The sequence below is a fragment of the Aeromonas sp. ASNIH5 genome (assembly GCF_002902865.1).
GTDB classification, from domain to species: Bacteria; Pseudomonadota; Gammaproteobacteria; order Enterobacterales; family Aeromonadaceae; genus Aeromonas; species Aeromonas caviae.
Genome location: NZ_CP026122.1, coordinates 1,821,068 through 1,843,594, shown reverse-complemented (window position 1 = coordinate 1,843,594; position 22,527 = coordinate 1,821,068). Strand labels below are relative to the sequence as shown.

Annotated in this window: 22 protein-coding genes; 8 read left to right on the top strand and 14 right to left on the bottom strand. The window is 63.2% G+C overall.

The genetic code is table 11. The annotated features are described in order from the left end of the window. Positions 1-47: 47 nt before the first annotated feature. The 4 genes from C2U30_RS08350 to fldB all read right to left on the bottom strand — a co-directional run bounded on the left by C2U30_RS08350 (position 48) and on the right by fldB (position 4,229). Positions 48-425, bottom strand: a complete 378-nt coding sequence (locus C2U30_RS08350; protein ID WP_010673739.1) for a VOC family protein — start codon at positions 423-425, stop codon at positions 48-50. 142 nt (positions 426-567) lie between these two features. Then, on the bottom strand, positions 568-1,908 hold the full coding sequence (locus tag C2U30_RS08345; protein ID WP_103243613.1) for a TldD/PmbA family protein: 1,341 nt from the start codon (positions 1,906-1,908) through the stop codon (positions 568-570). Continuing rightward, complete coding sequence (locus C2U30_RS08340) at positions 1,908-3,308, bottom strand: TldD/PmbA family protein (RefSeq protein ID WP_103243612.1); 1,401 nt, start codon at positions 3,306-3,308, stop codon at positions 1,908-1,910. Before C2U30_RS08340 ends, C2U30_RS08345 begins: the two co-directional genes overlap by 1 nt. Positions 3,309-3,710: 402 nt before the next feature. Next, positions 3,711-4,229 carry a flavodoxin FldB gene (gene fldB, locus C2U30_RS08335; protein ID WP_041212516.1) on the bottom strand — a complete coding sequence of 173 codons (519 nt, stop codon included), beginning with the start codon at positions 4,227-4,229 and terminating at the stop codon, positions 3,711-3,713. A gap of 183 nt (positions 4,230-4,412) precedes the next feature. On the opposite strand from fldB, the gene xerD reads away from it, so the two are divergent. Then, entirely contained in the window at positions 4,413-5,312 is a 900-nt protein-coding gene (gene xerD / locus C2U30_RS08330; RefSeq protein ID WP_103243611.1) for a site-specific tyrosine recombinase XerD, read from the top strand. Between the two features lie 72 nt (positions 5,313-5,384). Here the strand turns inward: xerD and mscL are convergent, their stop codons facing one another. Next, on the bottom strand, positions 5,385-5,795 hold the full coding sequence (mscL, locus tag C2U30_RS08325) for a large-conductance mechanosensitive channel protein MscL (RefSeq protein ID WP_010673746.1): 411 nt from the start codon (positions 5,793-5,795) through the stop codon (positions 5,385-5,387). Between the two features lie 259 nt (positions 5,796-6,054). Between mscL and C2U30_RS08320 the strand changes: the two genes are divergently transcribed. The 6 genes from C2U30_RS08320 (at position 6,055) to nqrE (ending at position 11,734) form a co-directional block, all read left to right on the top strand. Next, positions 6,055-6,759 (top strand): disulfide isomerase DsbC N-terminal domain-containing protein, encoded by a 705-nt coding sequence (locus tag C2U30_RS08320; RefSeq protein WP_039041117.1) that lies wholly within the window; start codon positions 6,055-6,057, stop codon positions 6,757-6,759. Then, a complete protein-coding gene (recJ, locus tag C2U30_RS08315) occupies positions 6,725-8,455 on the top strand; it encodes a single-stranded-DNA-specific exonuclease RecJ (RefSeq protein WP_103243610.1) in 1,731 nt (576 codons plus the stop codon). The genes C2U30_RS08320 and recJ overlap by 35 nt, the downstream gene beginning before the upstream one ends. A gap of 151 nt (positions 8,456-8,606) precedes the next feature. Further along, complete coding sequence (locus tag C2U30_RS08310) at positions 8,607-9,788, top strand: MerR family transcriptional regulator (protein WP_103243609.1); 1,182 nt, start codon at positions 8,607-8,609, stop codon at positions 9,786-9,788. Between the two features lie 39 nt (positions 9,789-9,827). Then, positions 9,828-10,331, top strand: coding sequence for a GNAT family N-acetyltransferase (locus tag C2U30_RS08305; RefSeq protein ID WP_103243608.1), 504 nt, complete (start codon positions 9,828-9,830; stop codon positions 10,329-10,331). 306 nt (positions 10,332-10,637) lie between these two features. Next, the gene (locus C2U30_RS08300) at positions 10,638-10,931 is read left to right on the top strand and encodes a hypothetical protein (protein WP_080990038.1); all 294 of its coding nucleotides are present in this window, start codon (positions 10,638-10,640) and stop codon (positions 10,929-10,931) included. Between the two features lie 203 nt (positions 10,932-11,134). Further along, entirely contained in the window at positions 11,135-11,734 is a 600-nt protein-coding gene (gene nqrE / locus C2U30_RS08295) for an NADH:ubiquinone reductase (Na(+)-transporting) subunit E (protein WP_103243607.1), read from the top strand. A 33-nt stretch (positions 11,735-11,767) separates the two neighbouring features. Here the strand turns inward: nqrE and C2U30_RS08290 are convergent, their stop codons facing one another. Then, positions 11,768-12,256 carry a GNAT family N-acetyltransferase gene (locus C2U30_RS08290; RefSeq protein WP_103243606.1) on the bottom strand — a complete coding sequence of 163 codons (489 nt, stop codon included), beginning with the start codon at positions 12,254-12,256 and terminating at the stop codon, positions 11,768-11,770. 199 nt (positions 12,257-12,455) lie between these two features. Here C2U30_RS08290 and C2U30_RS08285 point away from each other — a divergent pair, with 199 nt between their 5' ends. After that, on the top strand, positions 12,456-13,793 hold the full coding sequence (locus tag C2U30_RS08285) for an IS4-like element ISAeme15 family transposase (protein ID WP_041205253.1): 1,338 nt from the start codon (positions 12,456-12,458) through the stop codon (positions 13,791-13,793). Positions 13,794-13,843: 50 nt separating this feature from the next. Here C2U30_RS08285 and lipA read toward each other — a convergent pair whose 3' ends face one another. The 8 genes from lipA to mrdA form a co-directional block, all read right to left on the bottom strand. Then, positions 13,844-14,809 carry a lipoyl synthase gene (gene lipA / locus C2U30_RS08280; protein WP_103243605.1) on the bottom strand — a complete coding sequence of 322 codons (966 nt, stop codon included), beginning with the start codon at positions 14,807-14,809 and terminating at the stop codon, positions 13,844-13,846. Between the two features lie 85 nt (positions 14,810-14,894). Continuing rightward, positions 14,895-15,587: a lipoyl(octanoyl) transferase LipB gene (gene lipB / locus C2U30_RS08270; protein WP_010673755.1), complete on the bottom strand. Its 693-nt coding sequence runs from the start codon at positions 15,585-15,587 to the stop codon at positions 14,895-14,897. Between the two features lie 93 nt (positions 15,588-15,680). After that, positions 15,681-15,944: a DUF493 family protein YbeD gene (ybeD, locus tag C2U30_RS08265; protein ID WP_010673756.1), complete on the bottom strand. Its 264-nt coding sequence runs from the start codon at positions 15,942-15,944 to the stop codon at positions 15,681-15,683. 279 nt (positions 15,945-16,223) lie between these two features. Next, entirely contained in the window at positions 16,224-17,453 is a 1,230-nt protein-coding gene (locus tag C2U30_RS08260) for a D-alanyl-D-alanine carboxypeptidase family protein (protein WP_103243604.1), read from the bottom strand. A 165-nt stretch (positions 17,454-17,618) separates the two neighbouring features. Further along, positions 17,619-18,554 carry a septal ring lytic transglycosylase RlpA family protein gene (locus tag C2U30_RS08255; protein ID WP_103243603.1) on the bottom strand — a complete coding sequence of 312 codons (936 nt, stop codon included), beginning with the start codon at positions 18,552-18,554 and terminating at the stop codon, positions 17,619-17,621. Further along, entirely contained in the window at positions 18,496-19,494 is a 999-nt protein-coding gene (gene mltB / locus C2U30_RS08250; protein ID WP_103244668.1) for a lytic murein transglycosylase B, read from the bottom strand. Before mltB ends, C2U30_RS08255 begins: the two co-directional genes overlap by 59 nt. Further along, positions 19,494-20,597, bottom strand: a complete 1,104-nt coding sequence (rodA, locus tag C2U30_RS08245) for a rod shape-determining protein RodA (RefSeq protein ID WP_010673760.1) — start codon at positions 20,595-20,597, stop codon at positions 19,494-19,496. Before rodA ends, mltB begins: the two co-directional genes overlap by 1 nt. Then, positions 20,594-22,507 carry a penicillin-binding protein 2 gene (gene mrdA, locus C2U30_RS08240; protein WP_010673761.1) on the bottom strand — a complete coding sequence of 638 codons (1,914 nt, stop codon included), beginning with the start codon at positions 22,505-22,507 and terminating at the stop codon, positions 20,594-20,596. The genes rodA and mrdA overlap by 4 nt, the downstream gene beginning before the upstream one ends. Positions 22,508-22,527: the final 20 nt, after the last annotated feature.

Genomic DNA, 22,527 nt, shown 5'->3' with positions numbered 1-22,527 from the left:
CAACGGCGACCATCAGGTCGCCGTTGTTGTTTCTGCGTATCCGGACGTCAGCTGGCTGGTGGGGCATAGAGGGCCAGCCAGTTGCCTTCGGTATCCTCGATGATGACCCGGGAGCCATGACCACTGCCGATGCTGTGCAGAGGCTCCAGCACCCGCCCGCCGAGCCGGGGGACCAGCAGTTCCGCTTCCTGCAGCCTGTCACCGAGGGAGAGATAGATGAGGGGACCGGCACCGCCGGGCTGGTGATATTTGTCCATGGGGCCGAGACAGGCCGCCGCGTTGCTGCCGTCGTGGCGCAGCATGGCAAAGCGCATGGTCTCTTCCTGGATGGGGGTGACCTGCACATCGAGCAGGGCCGAGTAGAAGTCCATGGCGCGATCCAGATCCCGTGTCGGAATGTCGGCCCAGACCAGGGTGTTGTCCATCGTCGTATTCTCCAGAGTTCCCGGCCAACGCGGTCGGTGGCTCTTTGAGGTTAGAAGTGGCTGTCGGGGGGTGCCATGGATAAAAAAAGCGGCGCCTGATGGCGCCGCTTGAAGGGGGAAGAGCCGAGTAAGGCTCCCCCTCTTATTTGCCGGCAATGCTGAGCCCGCCAAAGCGGATCAGCGGGGCATAGAAGTCCTTGCCATCGTCGTGGTGCAGCTGGTTGCCGACCGCTTCCAGCTCCCCGAGCAGACGATAGAAGTTGCCCGCCACCGTGATGCCGCGTACCGGTGCCACGCGCTCGCCATTTCGGCAGAGGAAGCCGGAGGCACCGAACGAGAAGTCGCCGCTCACCGCATCGGCCCCGGAGTGCAGGCCGTCCAGCTTGACCAGCTCCAGGTACTCACCGCTTTGTACCTCGGCCTCGCCGTGGGGGCCGAGCCCGAACACCAGGTGACGAGGGGCTACGTCCAGGGCACTGCGGGCACTGCGGGCGGCTGCACCGTTGCTCGTCACGCCGAAGTGGCGGGCGGTGGCGCTGTTGTGCAGCAGGGTCTTGAGCTCCCCCTCGCCGATGAGCAGGAGATCCGAAGTGGCGGCCCCTTCGCCGTCAAACGCCTTGATCTTCATGCCCCCCGGCATATAGGCACGACTCTCCAGGGTAAGCCAGCGAGAAGCCACGCTTTGGCCCAGCTTGTCGCGCCAGGGGTTGATCCCCTGCTGGGCCCACTTGCCAGACAGGGCGGACTGGAAGCAGCCAAACAGGCTGGCAAAGCAGTGGGTGCTGAAGATGACGCTGTAGCGACCGCTCGGCACCGCCTCACCCATCAGCAGGCCATCGGCCACGGCGTGGATCTGGCGGATGAGAGGCTGGCTCTCCAACTCGTCGAAGCGCCGTGCGTACTGTCCCTGGTAGTGCATGGACTGGCGGCCCTCCCGCTCGATGAGAGCGGAGCTGTGGCAGCCGACGCTGAACTCCTGATGTTCGCAGAGGCTGCCCTGGCTGTTGGCAAGCCAGAGGCGGCTCTCCCCCTCGAAGAAGCCGTTGTAGGGGGCGCCGGTCACGTCCGGCAGGGCCAGCATGTCGGACTCGAGGCGCAGGGTCAGGGCAATCTTCTCTTCCACCGCCGTGGTGTCGGCCTGATGTATCTCGGCGCAGTCGGTGATGAGCCTGCTCTGCTGCACTGTGATGCGCTGATCCGGGTCCACCTTGGCGAAGCGGCTCGCATCGAGCGCATCCTGCACCATGGCGTCCAGGGCCGACGCGTCGAGGGACTCGGAATAGGCGATGCCGACCCGGCCTTCCTTGATGAGGCGAATGCCGATCTGCTGGCTGCTGGTGACCTTGTATTCACTGAGTTCGCCCTTGTCGGCCTTGAGGGAGAAGGCCTTCTCCTGATTGGCGATGACGTCCGCCTCGGCACCCAGATCGGCGACCTGGTCCAGCAGACGGGCAAGCAGTTGGTTCATGTCGAGCTGGCTCATCAGGCGTTCCCTCCGACCAGGATATTGTCAACCTTGAGCGGCGGCTGGCCGACCGAGGCGGGAATGGATCCCGAGACCGAGCCGCACATGCCGGCGGAGAGGGCCAGATCGCGCCCCACCATGGAGATCTCCTTCAATACCTGCGGGCCGGTGCCGATCAGGGTGGCTGACTTGAGGGGTCGGGTGATCCTGCCCCCCTCGATGAGGTAGGCCTCCTGCACGTTGAAGTTGAACTCGCCGGTACCGGGCTGCACAGAGCCCCCCCCCATCCGCTTGGCATAGATGCCGTGCTCCACGGTTGCCAGCATGTCGTCGAGGCTGTGGTTGCCCGGTTCGATATAGGTGTTGCGCATGCGGGAGGCGGGGGCGAACTTGTAGGATTCCCGGCGCCCGGAACCGGTGCGGGCGTAGCCGGTGCGAAGGGCCCCCATTCTGTCCACCAGGAAGCCGGTCAGCACGCCGTCCTTGATGAGCTGGGTGTGCTGGGTCGCCATCCCCTCGTCATCGACGTTGATGGAGCCCCAGGCGTTGCCCTGCAAGCCCTCGTCCACCGCGCTGACCGCCGGGTTGGCGATGAGCTGACCCATCTTGTCGTGGAACACGGATGCCTTTTTGGCCACCGAGGTGGTCTCCAGCAGGTGACCGCACGCCTCGTGGAAGATGACGCCGCCAAAGCCGCTCTCCATGATGACCGGCAGCTTGCCGCTCGGGCAGGGGGCGGCTCCCAGCTTCACCAGTGCCTGGCGGGTGGCGGTGAGAGCCAGCTCGCGGGGATCGATGCTCTCGGCATGTTCCCATCCCTTCATGGCACCGGGGGCTTCATAACCTACGCTCTGCTCGCCCCCGTCCAGGGCGATGGTCTGGGCCATGATGCGGTTGTAGTGGCGGCGATCGCTCACCTGGACCCCTTCGCTGTTGAAGATCTCCACCTCCTGCTCCCAGCCGAGCACGTTGCCCGAGAACTGGCTCACCTTGTCGCTCTCGGCGCGGGCCGCAGCGTCCATGGCATGCAGGTAGGCGATCTTCTGCTCCAGCAGCTTGTCGGCCGACAGCGGCAGAGCGATCGGGTTGCGGTCGGTCAGGCGGGTGAAGTCAAAGGCGGTGGCGGTGACCACGGGGTCACGCCTGTCCTTGGCCGCCAGCAGGGTAACGATGCGCAAGAGCTCGTTGCGATCGGCCAGGTTGGTGTAGCCGTAGAGCACCTTGTGGCCGTAGCACAGGCGAACGCCGATACCGAAGTCGAGACCACCGCTGATGTTCTCTATCTGGCTGGAGAGCAGGCTGAGCTGGCTGCGGCGCTTGCGCTCCACAAACAGCTCGGCGAAGTCGGCACCCAGCGCCAGCGCGTGATCGAGCACGTCGCGGGCGATGGCGGGGGCCAACAGGGAGAATGAAGTCATAGAATATCCTTTTCTGGTCTGTCCGTTTGCTTCCGACACCCGGCGTTGTGTTGTTATGGGGTGTCGACCTCATTGTTGCAGACCAGAAGCAAAAAGTCGCTATAGCGTCAGCCGATGATACCGAACGAGAAAATCGGTGCGATTTATGCGCCCGGCAGCCCGAGCGCAGGCTACCGACAGGGGAGGTTGGCGCCGCTCATGGCGCTCGCTTGATATCTGGTCGACCCACTGCTCGATGCGGGGTCGATCTGGTCGTCCATTGGCTGGCGTCGTCGAACATCCAGGCGATCAGGATCAGAGCAGTTCGTGGATCTCGCTCAGGATCTGGTCGACCCACTGCTCGATGCGGGGTCGGTCTGGTCGTCCATTGGCTGGCGTCGTCGAACATCCAGGCGATCAGTATCAGAGCAGTTCGTGGATCTCGCTCAGGATCTGGTCGACCCACTGCTCGATGCGGGACTCGGTCTGGTCGTACTGGTTGGCGTCATCAAGGGCCAGCCCGACGAAGTGACGGCCATCGTCGATGAGCGCCTTGGAGGCGTCAAACTCGTACCCCTCGTTGGGCCAGTAGCCCACCAGCTTGACCCCCTTGGGGACCAGCTGATCGTGCAGCAGGCCGAGGGCATCCTGATACCACTCCCCATAGCCCAGCTGATCGCCCATGCCAAACAGGGCGATGATGCGTCCCTCCAGATGCAGGTCGGCGATGTCTTCCCAGCGGGATTCCCAGTCCTCCTGCAGCTCGCCGAAGTCCCAGGTGGAGATGCCCAGGATCAGGATGTCGTACTCCTGCATGCGGGCGAGGGGCACATCCTTGATGTTGTGGAGATCGACCAGCTCGGGGCCGATGAGGGCGCGGATCTTCTCGGCGGCCATCTCGGTGTAGCAGGTGGTGGAGCCATAAAACAAACCTATCTTCATCGCTCTTCTCTTGATCGCAGTCGGCAAGGGGCGTGACCGGCACAGCGGCGCCCGGGGGGAGGGCGCCAGTCTAGCAGATTGCGCCGGGCTCTTCACCGCCTGAGGGGATGTGCAGCCTTGCCTTGCGGCCCGGGTGGGTCGGCACGTTACAATGGCGACCTGTTTCCCTGAGCGCGGCGCACCATGAGCAAAGCAGAATCCCATCCCCTGATCGAGCCGTTTCTCGACGCCCTCTGGCTGGAGCGGGGGCTCTCCGACAACACGGTCAGCTCCTATCGCACCGACCTGGAAAAATTTGCCCTCTGGCTCGATGAGCAAGGCGGTTCCCTGCTGCTGGCGGGGCTGGACGACATCCAGCACTACCTCGCCTGGCGGGTGGACCACCAGTTCGCGGCCAGCAGCACGGCCCGTTTCCTCTCGGCCCTGCGCCGCTTCTACCAGTACCTCAATCGCGAGAAGCTGCGCAGCGACGATCCCACCGTGCTGCTGGAGGGGCCAAAGCTCCCCAAAAAGCTGCCATCGGATCTGAGCGAAGCCGAGGTGGAGGCGCTGCTGCAAGCGCCCCTGGTGGACGATCCGCTGGAGCTGCGGGACAAGGCAATGCTCGAGCTGCTCTACGCCACCGGGCTGCGGGTGTCCGAGCTGGTGGGGCTGACCGCCGAACACGTCAGCCTGCGCCAGGGGCTGGTGCGAGTGGTGGGCAAGGGCAACAAGGAGCGCCTGGTGCCCATGGGGGAGGAGGCGGTGCACTGGCTGGAGCGCTACTACCGGGAGGGGCGCACCCTGCTGCTGGGTGGCACCAGCTCGGACGTGGTGTTCCCCTCCAAGCGGGCCCGGATGATGACCCGCCAGACCTTCTGGCACCGTATCAAGCTCTATGCCCTGAGAGCCGGCATCAGGGGGGAACTCTCCCCCCACACCCTGCGTCACGCCTTCGCCACCCACCTGCTCAATCACGGCGCCGATCTGCGAGTGGTGCAGATGCTGCTGGGCCACGCGGATCTCTCCACCACCCAGATCTATACCCACGTGGCCAACGAGCGGCTCAAGGTACTGCACGGCCAGCACCACCCCAGAGCCTGATCGCCTCACCTGCCCTGCAACAAAAAACCGCCCGAAGGCGGTTTTATTCAGCACACGACAGGGAGGAAACGGTTATTTCCCCTGCTGGGATTTCAGCAAGTCGCGGATCTCGGTCAGCAGCTCCTGATCCTTGGTGGGGCCGGCCGGGGCGGCGGCTTCCTCTTCCTGCTTCTTCTTCAGGGTGTTGATGGCCTTGAGCCCCATGAAGATGGCGAAGGAGATGATCAGGAAGTCGATACAGGTCTGGATGAACTTGCCGTAGGCGATGACCACGGCAGGGGCATCCCCTTCGGCGGCCTTCAGGGTCACGGCGAGATCGCTGAAATCCACGCCCCCCAGGATCAGCCCGATGGGGGGCATGATCACGTCTCCCACGAAGGAGGAGACAATCTTGCCAAAGGCGGCACCTATGATGATACCGACCGCCATGTCGATCACATTGCCTCTGGATGCAAAGGCCTTGAACTCTTGAATCAGACTCATTTTTCCCCCTAGAAATGGACGGCGTGCCACCTGAGCGCACATCGATTTGAATAATAAAACATCAGCAAAACAGAGGGATGACTAAAGATGTCTCCCGTCGTCCTGATTAGCTTGCGGGGCTCAAGCCCGATTGGCAACCTGTCATCCCGTGATTTTTTCTTGCGGACGTTATTAATCGATCACTAATTAAGGTCTTTGGGAGAGGGAATTGTCTGGGTTACCTTATGAAACCCTTCAATCATGCCAAGTGAATGAGCTGATGCGATATTTACTGCTGGGAATGATGCTGCTGTGCGCTTTTGCGGCCAGCGCGGGGATGGACCCCCATGTGTTGAAACAGACCATAGAGCAGCGCCTCGGTGTGCAGGTCTACCTGGTGGACGAGACCCCCATGCCGGGCCTCTATCTGCTGGGCACGGCCCAGGGACTGCTCTACAGCGATGCCAGGGGAGACTATGTGCTGCAGGGCTCCATGCTGGATCTGGCCCACGATATGAGAAACCTCACCCGGCTCAGCCAGCAGCAGCAACGCAGGCTGGCGCTCTCCCAGATAGGGGAGGCCCGGCTCTGGCTCAAGGCCACCCCTGAACGCCACCGCCTCACCCTGTTTACCGATCTCGCCTGCGGTCCTTGCCGCATCGCGCTGGAGGAGTTGCCCCGCTTGCAGGCGAGGGGCGTGAGCGTGCAACTGCTGCCTGCGCCTGTCGCCGCATCGGATCAGGCTAGCTGGTGCGATCCCGGGCTGCTGCGCGAACTCAACTTCAGCGATCGTTTGCCTGAGAGCGGTTGTAATGCGATCCTTGCCCATCATATCGGCCTGAGCCAATGGCTCGGGATCAAGGCGTCACCGAGCTGGGTCCTGCCCAATGGCGACCTGGTGCGCGGTTACCAGAGCCCCGAACAACTGCTCAAGATACTGGATCACATCAATGCCCCTGCAAATCCGTCGTCGTCCGCGAGTTGATGATTCCCATCTGCCCGCCACCCTGCACCCGCTGCTTCGCCAGATCTTCGCCAGCCGCGGGGTAGAAGACCCTGCCCTGCTGGAGCGCAGCGCCAACCAGCTGCTGCCGCCCCAACGTCTGTTCGGCATGGCACAGGCGGTGCCGCTGCTGGCCGAGGCGCTGACGGCGCAAAAACGCATTCTCATCGTCGGTGACTTTGACTGCGATGGCGCCACCAGCTCGGCGCTGTGCGTGCTGGCCTTGCGCGCCATGGGGGGGCACCACATCGATTTTCTGGTGCCCAACCGCTTCGAGTTCGGCTATGGCCTCACCCCGGAGATCGTCGAGCTGGCGGTGGCCCGCGGCGCCGAGTTCCTGATCACGGTGGACAACGGCATCTCCAGCATCGCCGGGGTGGCGGCGGCCAAGGCGGCCGGCATGCAGGTACTGGTTACCGATCACCATTTGCCGGGTCAGGAGCTGCCTGACGCCGACGCGATAGTGAACCCCAACCAGCATGGCTGCGACTTCCCCTCCAAGTCCCTGGCCGGGGTCGGGGTCGCCTTCTATCTGATGGCGGCCCTCAACACCCATCTGCGCCAGAGCGGCTGGTATGAGCGCCAGGGGCTGCGCGCCCCCAACGTGGCGGATTACCTCGATCTGGTGGCCCTCGGCACCGTGGCCGACGTGGTGGCGCTGGATGGCAACAACCGCATCCTGGTTCATCAGGGGTTGCAGCGGATCCGGGCCGGCCGTTGTCGCCCCGGCATCCAGGCGTTGGTGGACGTGTCGGGCCGCGACGGGCGTCGCCTGTGCGCTGCCGATCTCGGCTTTGCGCTGGGGCCGCGCCTCAACGCGGTGGGCCGGCTCGATGACATGTCACTCGGGGTCGCCTGTCTGCTCTGTGACGACATCAACCTGGCGCGCCAGTTCGCCTCCGAAATGGACAGCCTCAACCAGGAGCGCAAGGAGATCGAGCAGGGGATGCAGCAGGAGGCGCTCGCCACTTTGGAGCAGATCCGTTTTCGTGACGGCGAGGTGCCCTCCGGCATCGTGCTGCACCGAAACGAGTGGCATCAGGGGGTGGTGGGGCTGGTGGCCTCCAAGGTGAAGGAGAAGTACTACCGCCCGGTCATTGCGTTTGCCGAGAGCAGCGAGACCGAGCTCAAGGGCTCCGGGCGCTCCATCCCTGGGGTGCACCTGCGCGATGCGCTGGAGCTGCTCGACACCCGCCACCCCGGCTTGATGGGCAAGTTTGGCGGCCACGCCATGGCGGCCGGGCTGACCCTGCCCAAGGCCAATATCGAGGCCTTCGGTCGGGCCTTCGAGGTGGTCATCGGCGAGCTGGTGACCCCTGAGCTCTTGACCGGGGTGCTGCTCACCGATGGCGAGCTGTTGCCCGATGAGCTGAGTCTGGAGCTGGCAGAGCTTATTCGCGCCTCCGGCCCCTGGGGTCAGGCCTTCCCCGAGCCGCTGTTTGACGGGGAATTCGTGCTGGTGCAGCAGCGGCTGGTGGGGGAGAAGCACCTCAAGATGATGCTGACCACGGATTCCGGCCACGCCGTGGATGCCATCGCCTTTGGCGTCGACTTGCAACGCTGGCCCGATGCCTCGGTGAAGCGGGTGCGGCTGGTCTACCGGCTCGACGTCAACGAGTGGCGTGGCAACCGCAGCGTGCAGTTGCTGGTGGAGCATCTGGAAGCCGCCGGTCTCTGATTCCCGCGAGTCTCTCTTGCTGCCGATGACGGCCACCTCAGGGTGGCCGTTTTTTTATGGTGTGAACTCGGATGTTGTCGTTGACCCGTCTATTGCTTCACAGTTTAAGCTTCCCTTCATCGGGTCACGGACCCCTCAGCGAGTGGTTGTCATGAAAATATCTGAACTGGCCCGGCGCTGCGGCCTGGCACGCTCCACCCTGCTCTATTACGAGAAACTGGGGGTGATTGCGGGCACGAGGGGCGCCAACGGCTATCGCCACTACGACGATGACGATCTGCAGCGGCTGCGGATGGTACAGGCCCTGCAGGCCGGCGGGCTCAGCCTCAAGCAGTGCCTCGCCTGTCTGGCGGGCGAGCTGGAGCAGGCAACGCTGGAAGCCCGGGTCAGGGAGCTGGATGAAGAGCTGGCGCGGATGCAACGCGCCCGGGATCTGCTGGCGGATCTCGCCGGTTTGCGTGCGCACTCCGGCGACGAGTTCAAGGCCTGGCAGCGGCAACTGCAGCATCAAGCCCCGCAGGCTTACTTTGCCTGGGTGATGAAGCAGGGATTCAGTGAAAAAGCGCGTTACCACCTGCAGTGGCTCAGCAAAGACATGAATGAACATGAGCGCTACATCCGGGATTTCAAGCTGCTGCTGGATGGCATGAGCTATTGGGGGCCGGGCGATAGCCTCTTCACCCAGCAGCAATTTGCCGCGCTGCCCAGCCAGCCTCGCCGGATCCTCGACATGGGCTGTGGGCGCGGCGCCGCAACCCTGGCGCTGGCACAGGTGACGGACGCCACCATAGTGGCCATCGATCTGGACGAGGAGGCGCTGGCCGCCGTGGCCCGTTGCGCCAGTGCGGCGGGGCTGAATCAGGTCACTACCCTGTGCGCCAACATGGCGGCGCTGCCGGCGGACCTTGTCCCCGCCGATCTCATCTGGGCCGAGGGGAGCGCCTACACCATCGGGGTGGCCAACGCCTTGCAGACATGGCGGCCGTACCTTGCCGATCCTGATGCCTGCCTGGTGCTGAGCGACCTGGTGTGGCTGACGGACACGCCGCCAGAGGAGGCACTGGCGTTCTGGCAGCGGGATTATCCCGCCATGCAGACCCTGGCGGGCCTGCTCAAAGCGGTGAAGGAGGCGGGTTATCGCTGCCTGTGGCACACCCCGTTGCCGCAAAGGGCCTGGGACAACTATCTGGATCCCATCGAGCGCAATCTGGCGCGCCACCGTGCCGAGCTGGGGGATAGCCCAGCCTGGCAGGATCTGAGCCGGGAAGTGGCCATCCACCGCCAATACCTGGATAGCTATGGCTATGTGATCTGCTGCCTGCAGGCAGTCTGATCAGGTCATCCATTGAAAGAGAGCAAACGGAGAAAACCTATGAACATCATCATTCGGCCCGAAACAGGCGCCGATCACGACGCCATTGAAGCGCTGACCGTGGCCGCGTTCCTCAATGCCCCCCATACCGATCACAACGAGCAGCTGATCGTGCGCGCCTTGCGCCAGGCCGGGGCACTCAGCCTGTCGCTGGTGGCGGAGCTGGAGGGGCAAGTGGTCGGCCACCTCTGCTTCTCGCCGGTGACCATCAGTGATGGCAGCCCGCACTGGTATGGCCTTGGCCCCATTTCGGTCTCCCCTGCGCTGCACGGCAAGGGGCTGGGGTCACGGCTGATGGAGGCGGGTCTGGCCGAGCTCAAGGGGATGAGTGCGGCCGGCTGCGTGGTGCTGGGGGATCCCGGCTTCTACGGCCGTTTCGGTTTCGTGCCCGAGCCGGGGTTGACGCTGCCCGGCGTGCCGCCCGAGTACTTCATGACACGCTCGTTCGGCGCTGCCATGCCCAGTGGTGAAGTGCGCTACCACCAGGCCTTCCAGCAGGGGTGAGCCCTCACCTTGAGGAAGATGCAAGTCGCTTTCTCAAGGTGGTGCAACCTTGTCGGTTTTAGGGAATGGGGCGGTGTTTAATATCAACCTTTCTGATATCTCATGGTGGAAAATGCAATAAGTGACGGTATTGTGATATATTCCACCTGTAATTTTTCTTGACGGACAGCCCCCTTGTCATCCTCTCGCCGCCCCTCGTCATGGCCGATGGTGCTTGCCATCGCCTGCCTTCTCTGGCTTGCCGCTGCGGCGGCGGCAGGGGTCGTTGCAACTAGGGGAATGGAGACGCAAGGGCAGGAGCGGCCGATGCTGTTCCATGAGCCAGCGAACCCGGGGCTTGCCGACAACGTCAGCCTGCCGCCCGCCTCCCAGTGGCGGCTCGGTTTCGAGCAGGGACGGCGACTGGAAGGGGCTGCTCATACCGAGCTCTACCAGATGCTGCTGGCCTGGTTCCAGCACGAGATCCTCGGCCTGCTCTGCGGCCTGCTGTTTTTCCTGCCTCTCATCTATCTCAGGCAGCGGCCCGACTACTTCGGCGCTCTGCACACACGGCGGCTTCGCTGCCACCACCTGCAATATCGCTTCTGCCAGGGCGACTAGATTCACCAGCCGGGCGCCCGCCCGTTTGATCCCCGTCATTGAGTACCGCTGACCGGGCTGCTCGGCAGTCTGGCGGCTGCTGTGGTCATTACCGGGTGCTGCGCCAGCTCTCTCTGTAAACGTCATCCGTGACGTCATCTTCGCGACTGGCCGTTGGCCGGGCGCGGACGTGCTCTTATTGCAACCAAGTGGTGAACTCATTCATGGACTATTACGTCAATCTCTTCATCCAGTCGATCTTTGTGGAAAACCTGGCGCTGGCCTTCTTCCTTGGCATGTGCACCTTTCTGGCCGTCTCGAAAAACATTAACACCGCCTTCGGTTTGGGCATGACGGTGCTGGCGGTCATGGTGATCGCCATCCCCCTCAACAACCTGATCTACCGCCATATCCTGCGTCCCGAGAGTACCTTCCTCGGCGAGTTTGATCTGGGCTTTCTCGATTTCATCGTCTATATCGGGGTGCTGGCGGCCCTGGTGCAGGTGATGGAGATGGTGCTCGACAAACATTTCCCGGCGCTCTATCACGCGCTCGGCATCTATCTGCCGCTGCTGACGGTGCATTGCGCCATCTTCGGCGGCGTCATGTTCATGGCCCAGCGGGATTACGACTTCATCGAATCCGTGGTCTACGGGGCGGGCTCAGGGCTGGGCTGGCTGCTGGCCATCGTCGCCATTGCGGGATTGCGCCAGAAGATGAAGTATTCGGATGTGCCCGAGGGGCTGCGGGGTATCGGCATTACCTTCATCGTGGCCGGGCTGATGTCCCTCGGCTTCATGTCCTTTTCCGGCATCTCGCTCTGAGCCATGGGCCGGGTGGTGGCCCAATGAAGGTGCTCAATCCAGACGCTTTGCCATGTTGTAGCCGGTGATGGTGAAGCCCAGCGCCTGATAGAGCGCCAGTGCCCTCGGGTTGTCATGGGCCACCCTCAGCTTGATCTGGTGGATGCCTAGGGGGGCGAGCTGCGCCTCCAGGGCGGCCATGGCTGCCTTGCCGAGGCCGCGACCACGATGGGGCGGTGTCACATAGAAGTCGTAGATGAAGGTGGTGCCGGCGGCGCCGTCGATGGCGTGCCAGAGATAGCCCAGAGGCTCGCCCGGCGCGTTCGAGGCTTCAGGTACCATGGCGAGCAGGTGATGACCCGGGGTGGCGACACCCAGTGGCAGGAGCTGCTGCAACGAGGCGTCGGCCTGACGGTGGGCGTCAGGCCGCGCCATCCCGTGGTTGCTGGCAAGATCCTGGGCGTAATCCTCGATGAAGTAGTCGCGATAGGCGGGAAAGTCTGCGTCACGCAGGGGGATCAGGCGAACGGTGAGAGTCGGCATCCGGCACAGCACTCCAGAGAAGGGGAGTGGCCACGTTACGCCAGAACGGCGTCAATCACAAAGGGACAACCGCTGCCTGCGAGGTGACGGCGATAAAAAAAGAGCGCCCAGGGGCGCAATGCTGATCAGTTAAGGATCCATTGACCGATCCTTCTGCTGTAGGACAATCCGGAACCAATCACTGGTTCCGGATTTTTTTATGTCTATTGCAAACGATCTGAACGATGTTGTTGAGGCATCTGGCGACATGCTGGCTCGGCTGGCCATTTTTGCCGACCATATTCCCGACGAATGGATTACTGCCGCTGCCGCCTTGTCTGAAAAGGCCACTATCCGCCGACGCCGCTTACCTTCTGATATGGTCTTGTGGCTCGTCGTGGGGATGGCCTTTTTCCGCAATGAGCCCATCTCCGAGGTCGCTCGGCGCCTCAACATCTGTGCAGAAGGGTTGGCCAATGATGCCTTGCTCGCGGACAGTGCCCTGTCTCAGGCCCGTCAGCGACTCGGCAAACAGCCGCTCGAGTGGCTGTTCAAACAGTGCGCCGATGTGTGGGGGCGGGAACGTTATCCTGAAGACCATTGGCACGGTTTACAGGTCTTTGCCATCGATGGGGCCCTGTTCCGAACCCAGGATATGCCTGAACTCAGAGCACATTTCGGCTCGGGTAACACCTCAACCAACCGGCAGACACCCTACCCGATGCTGCGGTTGGTCACGCTCATGAATGTCCGCTCGCATGTCATTGCCAACGCGGCCATCAGCCCGTACCGCAAAGGGGAAATCCCCCTGGCCAGCGAGTTCATTCACTCATTGCCGGACAAGTCAGTGACCCTGCTGGATAAAGGCTTCTTCGGTGCCGACCTGTTGCTGCGTATTCAGGCCGAAGACACCGACCGTCACTGGCTCATCCCGGAACGCAAGGGGCTGGTATACACGGAACTTGAGCGCTATGGCGACGGTGACCGTCTGTTGCAAATGACGGTCTCGCCTCAGGCTCGCAAGAAAAACCCGGCGTTGCCGACACACTGGCAAGTTCGCGCAGTGACCTATGAGGTGGCAGGCAAGGAGAAAACGGTCTTTACCTCCCTGCCCGTGGCGCGATTCAGTGCAGCTCAGGTGGCGACCCTGTACCACGAGCGCTGGGAAATCGAGCTGGGATACCGGGATATCAAAAGCGCGATGCAGCACAACGCCATCACGCTGAGAAGCAAGAAAGTGGACTTGGTCTATCAGGAGCTGTGGGGATTGCTGCTTGGATACAATCTGGTCAGGCGGGAGGCCAGCCAGGCCGCCGTAGCCCATCAGCGAGCGCCCAATGAGGTGAGCTTTAAGTTTGCCTGTCAGTTCATCGCGAACCAGATGGCAGTGATGGCGGGCGCGTTATCGCCAGCCCATACGCCACGGAGGTTGGCGGAGTTGCGGGGCTGCATAGGCGTCATGTTCATAGAAAAACGCCCCAGGCCATCGAGACCCAGGGCGGTGAAGATATCAAAGACCCGTTTTCCGGTAAATCGCAATGCGGCTCCGCTTAAGTGAACAGCATTGCGCCCAGGGGCGCTCTTTTTTCTGCCAGCAGGAAAAGAGGCCTATTTGACCTCTTCCCCCTTGGCTTGCAGGTCTGCGTGGTAGGAGGAACGCACGAAGGGACCGCAGGCGGCGTGGCTGAAGCCGAGATCCATGGCCACATCCTTGAGTTCGTCGAACTCTGCGGGCGGCACATAACGCTTCACCGGCAGGTGGTGGCGGCTCGGTTGCAGATACTGGCCCAGGGTCAGCATGTTGACGCCGTGCTCGCGCAGATCCTTGAGTACCTCGACGATCTCCTCGTTGGTCTCGCCAAGGCCCATCATCAGACCGGACTTGGTCGGCACGTGGGGGTGCATCTCCTTGATGCGGCGCAGCAGCTCCAGGGACCACTTGTAGTCGGCACCCGGACGGGCAACCCGGTACATGCGCGGGGCGGTTTCCAGGTTGTGGTTGAAGACGTCAGGCGGGGTCTCGCGGAACACCTCCAGCGCCTGCTCCATCCGGCCACGGAAGTCCGGGGTCAGGATCTCGATGCGGGTCTGGGGGCTGTGCTCGCGGATCTGCTTGATGCAGTCGGCGAAGTGCTGGGCACCGCCGTCCCGCAGATCGTCGCGGTCCACCGAGGTGATCACCACGTATTTGAGCCCCATCTCCTTGATGGTCAGCGCCAGCTTCTTCGGCTCCTCCGGATCCAGCGGCAACGGACGGCCGTGGGCCACGTCGCAGAAGGGGCAGCGGCGGGTACAGATGGCGCCCATGATCATGAAGGTCGCGGTGCCGTGGTTGAAGCACTCCGCCAGGTTGGGGCAGGAAGCCTCTTCACACACAGAGTGCAGCTTGTTTTTGCGCAGGGTGCTCTTGATGTGCTCGATCTTCTGGCTCGACGGCGGCAGCTTGATCCGCATCCACTCCGGCTTGCGCAGCACTTCCTCGTTGGGATCCGGCATGAATTTCACCGGGATCAGGGCCATCTTGTCGCCATCGCGCAGCTTGACGCCCGGCTCCATACGAACGGGTTTGCTCATGATTCACTCTCGGTGTTTGTTATTGTCTGGTTGATAGCCACCAGGGTCATCTCTGTGCCCTCATGGCCAGGCAGCATGGGCTTGCTCATGCCGCCTCTTCGGTATTCGTGATCTCTTGGTAGCCAATCAGGCGGGCCAGCTCCGTCACCAGCAGGGACTGTGCCTCGGCGACGCTCTGCGGGCCGCCCAGGGCGCTGGTCTGGGTCATGGCCATACCCGCATAGCCGCACGGATTGATGCGCAGGAAGGGGGTCATGTCCATGTTGACGTTGAGAGCCAACCCGTGGAACGAGCACCCCTTGCGAATGCGCAAGCCCAGGGACGCCAGCTTGGCCTCCATGCCCAGATCGCTCTTCACGTAGACGCCCGGGGCATCGGCCTTGGCGTAGGCCTCGATATTGCTTTTGGCGAGCGTGTTGATGATGGCGGTTTCGAGGCAGGTCACCAGCTCCCGTACAGAGAGCTTGCTGCGGCGCACATCCACCAGCACGTAGAGCACCAGCTGGCCCGGGCCGTGATAGGTCACCTGGCCACCGCGATCACTCTGCACCACCGGGATGTTGCCGGGGGCGAGCAGGTGTTCGGCCTTGCCGGCCTGACCCTGGGTGTAGACGGGGTCATGCTCCACCACCCAGAACTCGTCCGGGGTGTCGGGGGTGCGATTGTCGGTGAACGCCTTCATGGCGTCCCACACCGGCTGGTAGGGGCGACGGCCCAGCTGTCTGACGAGCAGTTGGCCGGCTGACGGTTGTGGCTCGGCGGGCGTTTCGAGTGACATCTTTCCTCACTGGCGGCGCGGTGTCGGTACGGTCGCCGCTGCGACCGGGCGGCAAATAATCAGTCGCCCCGGTGGCGGGGCGAGAGAGGCAACTTACAGGACGTAACGAACCAGCTCGATCTTGCCAAGGGCGGTATACATGGCCTCGATGTGTTCCTTGCTCTGGGCGGTGACCGTCACCCGTACCGAGTGATAGTTGCCCTTGGAGCTCGGTTGAACGGTCGGGCTGTAGGTGCCGGGAGCATGTTGCTGCAGCACTTCCACCACCATGTCGGGCAGGGCGGGATCGGCCACGCCAAGCACCTTGAACGGGAACTTGCAGGGGAACTCCAGCAGTTCATCAAACTTGGTATTCATCTACTTCACCTTTCTGGGTCGCCGGGACGCGACGTCATCTTTACGTCTTTGAGGGCCGCCGAAACGGTCCCCTCATCTGCCCCCAGGGGACAGTTCCCAGTCTATATGGGCATGAGCCGCCTCGGGATCAAGACCTGGCGGTGCGGCAAGACGTGGAAATGCTGCTTTTTACCACAAATCGTCAGTCGGCGGAACCTGCAGATTACAGGGTTATTGACTGGACAGACCGCAAAAGACAGCAGCGGCGCCTGTTGGCGCCGCTGCTTGAGGAAGGGTCTGTTACTTGAACCAGCTGGAGACCAGCATGACCAGGTAATCCCACAGGCGGCTCATCAGGCCACCTTCCTGCACCTCTTCCAGGGCAACCAGGGGAACCTGCTTGATCTCCTTGTCCCCTTGCTTGAGGTACACGGTGCTGACGCGCTGGCCCTTGGCCAGGGGCGCCTTCAGCTCGCTCTCCAGCTGGAAGTCCGCCTTGAGGTTGTTGCCCTGGCCACGGGTGACCAGCACGGAGACGTCCTTGTCGACCCCCAGCTTCACTTCCGGCTTGTCGCCCATCCAGATCTTCTGGGTGACCAGTTCGGTGCCCGCCTTGTAGGGGGTCAGGCTCTGGAAGAAGCGGAAGCCGTAGGTGAGCAGCTTCTTGCTCTCGGCAGCGCGGGAGGCCTCGCTGTTGGCCCCCATGACCACGGCGATCAGGCGCATGCCTTCGTTGTTGGTGGCGGAAGAGACCAGGTTGTAGCCGACCTGGCTGACGTGACCTGTCTTGATGCCGTCAACCTGCAGGGATTGGTCCCACAGCAGGCGGTTGCGGTTGTGCTGGGTGATGCCGTTGAACACGAAGGACTTCTGGGAGTAGATCTTGTACTCCTCCGGCTGATCGTGGATCAGGGCCTGACCCAGGCGGGCCATGTCGCGGGCGGTACTGTAGTGGCCCTCTTCATCCAGGCCGTGGGGGTTCTTGAACTGGGAGTCCTTCATGCCGAGCTTGGCGGCCCAGGCGTTCATCAGGCTGGCGAAGGAGTCGGTGCTGCCTGCCAGGTGCTCGGCCATGGCGACGCAGGCGTCGTTGCCGGACTGGATGATGATGCCCTTGTTGAGATCATCGACGGAGACCTGCTTGCCCACCTCGATGAACATCTTGGAGGAGTCGGAGTAGTTCTTGGACCAGGCGTTCTGGCTGATGGTCACCATGTCGGTGCCCTTGATGTTCCCCTTGTGCAGCTCGTCGCCGACGATGTAGGAGGTCATCATCTTGGTCAGGCTGGCGGGGGGCAGACGTTCGTCGGCGTTCTGCTCGGCCAGCACCTGGCCGGAGAAGTAGTCGATCAGGATGTGGGCCTTGGCGGAGATCTCGGGCGCGGCAGGCACCACCATGGGGGCGCTGTTCAAAGTGGGGACCGGCTGGGCACTCGGCAGGGCCGAATCCGGGGTCGGAACAGGCTGGTTGGCCTGAGCGGTGGCGCTTAACAGGGAGGCCAGAATAACGGAGCGGGCAAATTTGGACATCTTGAAATTCCTGGTGCCTGGATGGGATGTACCCAAGTTGAAAAAAAGCGGGCCCCACTATACCAGATGTGCGTGTCGGTCATAGTCCGAGATGCGACCTGGACGGGATTTTATGGGATGGCCCCCGACCTCGCGTCGTATCCCGGCGCGAGGTCGGGGCGGGTATCAGGGCACGATGAAGGCCTGCTCCAACCCACCCTGGCGTATCTGCTCGAGCAGGGGGGCCTGCTTGTCGCTGGCCACGGGCCCGAGCAGGACGCGGAAGACGGCGCCATGTGCCACCACCTGGTACGGCACGCCATAGCGCTGGGTCATCACCTTGCCCATGGCCTCGGCCCGCGCCTGCGAGCCGCTGGCAAGCACCTGGATCATCTTGCCCTGGGTCGCACCGGCCCTGGGAGGGGAGACGGTGGTGGTCGCCGTGGCGGCAGGAGCAGGAGCAGGAGCAGGCGCGGCCTTGGCCGGTGCCGTGGGGGCCGGCGTCTCGTTCACGAAGGAATTGGCTGCTGGCGCCGCAGGCTCCATGGGCGTCATCGGGGTCATGGGCACCATCTCCACCATCTGATCGGGCTGATCGGTGATGAGTTCGAGGCGCACCCGGGCCTCACCCCCTTCCACCATCTCCAACTGCGCGGCGGCGGCGTGAGAGAGATCGATGAGGCGATCGCTGCCGAAGGGGCCGCGATCATTGACGCGTACTATGGTCTCCAGACCGTTGTCCAGATTGGTGACCCGCACGTAGCTTGGCAGGGGCAGATTGCGGTGGGCTGCGCTGAACAGGGTGCTGTCCTGCACGTCACCGTTGGCAGTCTTGTTGCCGTCCAGATCCCGGGAGAGCCAGCTGGCAGTGCCTTCCTCGCTGTAGTGCTTGATGTCGCGCCACACCTCAAACTTCTGCTTGCCGATCCAGTAGTCCCGGTTGCCGCTCTCGCTCATGGGTTCGGGGCGGGGAATGGCGCCGGTCGCCTGGGGGATCTCGATGACCTGGGGCTTCTCCTGGGGGACGGGCTCCGGGGGCAGCGGCTGGGGTTCGGGTTGGCTGCTACAGGCGGCCAGCAACAAGGTCAGGCTGAGGGGAAGAAGTTTGTGGCTGTAATGCATAAGCGTCCTGGATTGCTTGACTGAGTTGATGCACCGCCATCGCATAGAGAGGGCTGCGATTGTAGCGGGTGATCACGTAAAAATTGTGGCGCGCGACCCAGTATTCCGGTCCTTCGGCCTGCTCCATCGCCAGCAGTTTTACCGGCGTCTCGGGTGACGGCGGTGTGGCGACTTCTATGCCCGCAGCGGCCAGCTCTGTCCAGCGGTGTCTTAGCTCGGGCTCGGGTGCAAGCAGGGTACCTACTGGCGCCAATCCGATCAAGGCGGGCTCCACCACCGGCTCGCCCCAGCGCCAGTGGTGCAGGGCGAAGTAGTTGGCCACGCTGCCGATGGCATCTGCCGGGTTGGCGAAGAGATCCCGCTTGCCGTCTCCGTCGAAGTCGACCGCGTAGTGGCGGTAGCTGGAGGGCATGAACTGGCCCATGCCCATGGCGCCGGCATAGGAGCCCTTGAGATTGGTGAGCGGCCACTTCTCTTCCCGGGCAAGCAGCACCAGCTGGGCAAACTCCTTGGCGAAGAAATCTGCCCGTTCTGGGTAGTGGAATCCCAGGGTGTAAAGGCTGTCGAGCACCGGATGGCGGCCCATCTGTCGACCGTAAAAGGTCTCGATGCCGATGATGGCGACGATGAGGGAGGCGGGGACCTGGTAGGTCTGCTCGGCCCGTGCCAGGGTGGCGGCATGGCGCTGCCAGAATCCCACTCCGTCCCGGATGCGCTCCGGGGTGACGAACAGCGGCCTGTAGCGGTGCCAGGGCTTGGCTTCCCAGGGGCGGCGGATGGTGTCCAGCACCTCCTGGCGCAGGCTGGCCTGGTCGGCGGCGGCCTGCAATTCTGCCAGCGGCACCTGCTGCTGCTCGGCCAGCAGGCTGAGCCGGGCCGGCGATACGGCAGCACCCGCCGTCAGGGTGCACAGAGATAGAGCCAGCCAGCCGAGCCGCATCAGGCGAGCAGCCGCCTGTGGGTCTGGATGGACATCAGAACGCCGAAGCCCGCCATCAGGGTCACCATGGAGGTGCCGCCGTAGCTCACCAGTGGCAGGGGAACCCCTACCACCGGCAGGATGCCGCTTACCATGCCCATGTTGACGAACACATAGACGAAGAAGGTCAGGGTCAGGGCGCCCCCCAGCAGGCGTTCGAAGCTGTTCTGGGCCTGCATGGAGATAAACAGGCAGCGGCTGATGATGTAGAGGTAGATGACCAGCAAGAGGGCCACTCCCACCAGACCGAACTCCTCGCTGAAGACGGCGAAGATGAAGTCGGTGTGGCGCTCTGGCAGGAATTCGAGCTGGGACTGGGTGCCTTGCAGCCACCCCTTGCCGAACACGCCGCCGGAGCCGATCGCAATCTTGGACTGGATGATGTGATAGCCGCGACCGAGCGGGTCCTTCTCCGGGTCCAGCAGCATCAGCACCCGCTGGCGCTGGTAGTCGTGCATCAGGAAGAACCAGAGTACCGGCATGAAGGCGCAGATGAGCAAGACCGCGAGCCCGATGAGCCACCAGCTGATCCCCGCCAGGAAGATGACGAAGAAGCCGGAAGCTGCCACCAGGATGGAGGTGCCGAGATCGGGTTGGGCCGCGATCAGCAGGGTGGGCAGCAGCACCATCACCAGGGCGATCATCACATGGCTGAACTTTGGCGGCAGGGAGTGCCGGCTGAGCCAGGCGGCCACCATGATGGGCATGGAGAGTTTCATCACCTCGGAGGGCTGGAACTTCATGAAGCCGAGATCGAGCCAGCGCTGGGCCCCCTTGCCGATATGGCCGAACACGTCCACCGCGATGAGCAGCAGCACCACCACCGCAAACAGGGGCACCGACCAGCGGGCATAGAGGGAGGGCGGCAGCTGTGCCATGCCGATCATCAGACCGAAGGCCAGGGCGCCGCGCACCAGCTGGCGCACGATGGAGTCGAGATCCTGGCCCGAGGCGGAGTAGAGCACCACCATGGAGAGGGCCATCAGGGTCAGCAGGCCGAGCAGCAGCGGCAGGTCGATGTGCAGCTTGTACCAGATGCTCTGCTGGCGGGCAGAATTACTCATTGGGAAACGACCTCACTCGGTTGGGACGGTTTTTCCGGTGCCGGTGGCAACTGGGGTTCCGGCGGGAGCAGATAGGCATCCAGCATGTGGCGGGCGACCGGTGCCGCCATGGCGCTGCCGCCCCCGGCGTTCTCCAGCACCAGGGCGACGACCGCCTTGGGTGCCTCGAAGGGGGCGAAGGCGACGAACAGGGCGTTGTCGCGGTGCTCCACCTTGGTGGTGGCCGCGTTGTAGACCTGGTTCTCTTTCAGGCCCACCACCTGGGCGGTGCCGGACTTGCCCGCCGCCTTGTAGGGGGTATTGGCGAAGGCGCGGCGCCCCGTCCCTTCGTGGCCGTTGATGACGCGCCACATGCCGTCCTTGGCCACCTGCCAGTAGGTATCGCTCTTGGCGGCGATGGCCACGTTCGGGTTGATGGGGGCGTTGACCACGCCATCGGAGGAGGCGGTGCTCTTGAGCAGGTGCGGCGTCACGTCGTGACCGTTCTGGGTCAGGATGCTGATGGCCTTGGCGAGCTGGATCGGGGTGGCGCTCCAGTAGCCCTGGCCGATGCCGATGGAGATGGTGTCCCCCTGGTACCAGGGTTGACGCCAGCGGGCCATCTTCCAGTCCCGGGAGGGCATGACGCCCCGGGTCTCTTCATAGAGGTCCACGCCGCTGTACTGGCCGAAGCCGAACTTGGTCATGTAGCTGTTGATCTTGTCGATGCCGACCCGGTAGGCGAGATCGTAGAAATAGGTATCCGCCGACACTTCGATGGCGCGATAGACGTCGAGCCAGCCGTGGCCCCAGCGGCGCCAGTCCCGGAACTTCTTGGTGGTGCCCGGGATGGAGAAGCTGGGCCCGCCGAAGTAGCGGTAATTGGGAGTGATCGCCCCCTCGTTGAGCCCCATCACCGCCATCATGGGCTTGACGGTGGAGGCGGGGGCATAGATGCCCTGGGTGGTGCGGTTCACCAGCGGCCGGGCGGGATCGTTGAGCAGCGCCGAGTAGTTGGCGCTGGAGATGCCGGTCACGAACAGGTTGGGGTCGTAGCTCGGGCTCGACTCCATGGCCAGGATGGCGCCGGTGTTGGGTTCCATCATCACGATGGCGCCCCGGCGGCCGGCCAGCAGCTCCTGGGCTTTCAACTGCAGGCGGATGTCGATGTTGAGGTAGATGTCCTTGCCGGGCTCGGGGGGCTGGAATTTCAGGGTGCGCACTACCCGGCCGCGGTTGTTCACCTCGACCTCCTGATAACCCGCCACGCCGTGCAGCTGATCCTCGTAGTACTTCTCCACCCCCTGTTTGCCGATGTCCTTGGTGGCGGCATAGTTGGCGAGCTTCTCCTCCTTCTCGAGGCGCTCCACGTCACGGGTGTTGATCTTGGCCACGTAGCCCAGGGCATGGGTCAGGGTATCGCCGAACGGGTAGTAGCGCTTGAGGTAGGCCTCGATGCTGGCCCCCGGGTAGTTGTGCTGGTTGACCGAGAAGAGGGCGACCTGGTATTCGGTCAGCTTCTCGAACAGGGGCACGGGCTTGAAGCGGCGCTGACGCTTGACCTCGGCCAGGAACTTCTCCTTGGTCCCCTCCGGCAGGGCCAGCAGGGTGATGAGGTCGTCCGCGGTCTTCTCCAGGTTCTCGGTCTCTTCGGGCACGATCTCCAGGCTGTAGACAGGGCGGTTTTCCGCCAGCAGGACACCGTTGGCGTCGTAGATGAGGCCACGGGGCGGCGCCACCGGCACCACACGGATGCGGTTGTCGTTGGATCGGGTCTGATAGGTTTCGTAAGACTCTACTTGCAGGTAGTAGAGGTTAGCCAGCAGCACCAGCATGAGGGTGACCATGCCGATGTAGGCGACCAAGGTGCGCCGGAAGAACAGACGTCCCTCGGCACTGTGATCGCGCATTTCAATGCGATTCTTCAGCATGCCGTTACCTTGTGGCTGAC